This is a genomic window from Pseudomonas guariconensis, assembly GCF_024127895.1.
GTDB classification, from domain to species: domain Bacteria; phylum Pseudomonadota; class Gammaproteobacteria; order Pseudomonadales; family Pseudomonadaceae; genus Aquipseudomonas; species Aquipseudomonas guariconensis_B.
Genome location: NZ_JAMYBK010000057.1, coordinates 1 through 1,721, shown reverse-complemented (window position 1 = coordinate 1,721; position 1,721 = coordinate 1). Strand labels below are relative to the sequence as shown.

Annotated in this window: 1 protein-coding gene; it reads right to left on the bottom strand. The window is 56.2% G+C overall.

Translation table 11 applies throughout. The annotated features are described in order from the left end of the window. Positions 1–56: 56 nt before the first annotated feature. Entirely contained in the window at positions 57–1,385 is a 1,329-nt protein-coding gene (locus NJF35_RS24485) for an IS110 family transposase (RefSeq protein WP_253091608.1), read from the bottom strand. Positions 1,386–1,721 lie beyond the last annotated feature (336 nt).

The window sequence follows — 1,721 nt, the reverse complement described above, 5'->3', positions numbered from 1 at the left end:
TCGCGGGCAAGCCCGCTCTCATCAAACAAAATGCAACCCGCTGTTTTTTAAGCACCTTAGGCTGCCACCAATTGATACCCCAGCTTTCGGGCTTTGCGCAGCAAAGCCCGGAGCTGTCGGTCTTGGCTCTTGGCTTCGAATGCTTCGAGTCCCTGTTCAACATAAGTCTGTTTTTTTGTCAGCAGTGTGTAGACCAGTCGAGCCAGTTGGTGTGCAGTGGCTTTGATGGCGCAACTGGTGTCCATGCGGGTCAATCTGGCTCGATGCGATGCTCCGATGAAACCCTTGTCGTTGCGTGCATTTGACGCGGCCTGCTTGAGCGCCTGTGCCGCTCGGTTCATGACCTTAGGGCCGCCACCTGATAGCTGGCGACCGCCTGAGATACGAGTCGGCGGGGCCAACCCTAGCCAGGAGCAAAAGTGCTGTGATGATGGAAATCGTGAGAGATTAGAGCCGATCTCTCCGGCCAGGACCAGTGCGGTGTCCACGCCAATCGTTGGAATGGCGGTCAAATCGACCCCTAGCACCTGCCAAAGGGCTTGGTGTAGCGCTGCCTGTTGAGCGCTCGTCCGGTGTGGGCTTCGCAGCGCTTTCCTGGAGGGTTGTGGCTCATGTTCCAGCACTGGTAGTTGTTCCAATGCCTTTCCGATGACGTCATCGCATTCAGCGATCTGCTGCTCAAGAAAGTCATAGGCTGCGAGTTCCTGCGCCAATGCATGCAGGTGTTCTCGTCGCCAGTTGCCATGCAGGCTACGCGCAATGGTGTCTTTACCTGCCTTGATACGCCCATCGGTCAGCTCAGCCAAGCGGACAGGATCTCGCTCACCTGCGATGATCGCTCGCAAAATTCTCATGCCCGTCACGCCGGAAATATCACTGATGACATTGGCCAACTGGATGTTCATTTGGCTCAGTGCCTTCTGCATCCGGTTCAAGGTTTGAGCCTGGTCTTTCACTTTGAAAGCCCGTTGCCTGACCAGTGAGCGAACGCAGCATGTTGGATCGCTTGGGCGAAAAGCACCTCGCAAGAGACCATGAGTCATCAGTTGCCAGATCCATTGGCAATCCAGCACGTCAGACTTGCGCCCCGTTATTTGCCGGGTAGCTCGGGCATTAACGAGATAGACCTCGAATCCACGCTCGCTGAGGATTTCGTAAATCGGAATCCAGTAAACGCCTGTGGACTCCATGGCTACGACCTTGATGGCCAAGCTATGGAGCCAATCGGCCAGCTTGTACAAATCGTCGGTAAAGGACGTGAATGACTGAACGGCGTTCTCGTACCGGGGATCAACCGCGACAAAGTGTTCTCGACTACCTACATCAATCGCAGCGCAGTCAGGATGAACGATGGTGAAGCGTTGCTTGGAAGGCTTGCGCGCCATGGTGAATACTCGCAGGATAAAGGGCGCGCGGGGCACACGGTGGCGAAAGGGTTCACTCTCTCATACGTGGTCACAGCTGATTCAGCTGATGCCTACAGGGACTTCACGCCGATACCGTGCGGATCACTCTCCCACGCGGGTGTGCGGACACACACCAGTGCTGGCTACGATCTCTGTCCCGCGCGCTCAAACCCTAACAAAGCGAAAGGCGGCTGGCCCTAATGGGCCAGCCGCCTTTTCTTTTTCAAAATGTCAGCGCCGCCGCAGATCTGAAGTCATACGCCTCATGTTTGCTGCGCGACAGCGCAGCCCGGAAGGGCTGGGTGATCTCCCACA

Excerpts from the sequence above, each read along its gene's own strand:
- NJF35_RS24485 (WP_253091608.1), bottom strand. The coding sequence starts at position 1,385 with ATGGCGCGCAAGCCTTCCAAGCAACGCTTCACCATCGTTCATCCTGAC.